General features: G+C 49.0%; 1 pseudogene. It reads right to left on the bottom strand.

Annotated features, from left to right (window positions below):
• Positions 1 to 582 (bottom strand): annotated as a pseudogene (mukB, locus tag R7Z77_RS27110) (chromosome partition protein MukB); the annotation flags it as partial.

The raw sequence follows: 582 nt of genomic DNA, 5'->3' as shown, positions 1-582 counted from the left end.
TCTATGTCACCTTCAATGATGTACAAATCTTCCGGACAGTCGTCTAGCTCTACCAGTTTCTCTTCGATACCCGACAGGTCAGAAACCACAATCGCGTGACGTGCAGGACCATACATCGCACTGAAGTAAGGTGCGTCGTCGATTGTAATGTCGTCGTAAATCTCGGATAGAAGCACACCGCCTAGTGTATCTGCCAAGCCTTTCAGACGAGGATCGTTTGAACCACCCGGTGATGCCAATCGTTCGATTTCGCTTTCTAGTTGCGAGCGACGCTCTGCCAGTTTGTCTTTCGCTAGAGACAACTCTTTCTCTTGTTCCAGAACAACCTGCATGTGGCTCATCACAGCATGGCGATCTTCTAACTCTACACCGCTTTGCTCACGCAATTTTTCCAACGCATCGTTCGCCGCAATCCATGTTGGTGCAATGGCTTCTAGCTTGTTGATTTCTGCCGCAGCATCTTGTTCTAGACGACGCTGTTCACTGCGTTGTTCACGCAGCTCTTCTTGCGTCATTTCTAGCGTTTCGATTTGCATCGCGTGACGTTCACGTTCTTGTTCAAACGTGATTTCGTCCGTCAGT

The organism is Vibrio sp. 1401 (assembly GCF_033340295.1).
This window is presented reverse-complemented; position numbering and strand designations above follow the sequence as displayed.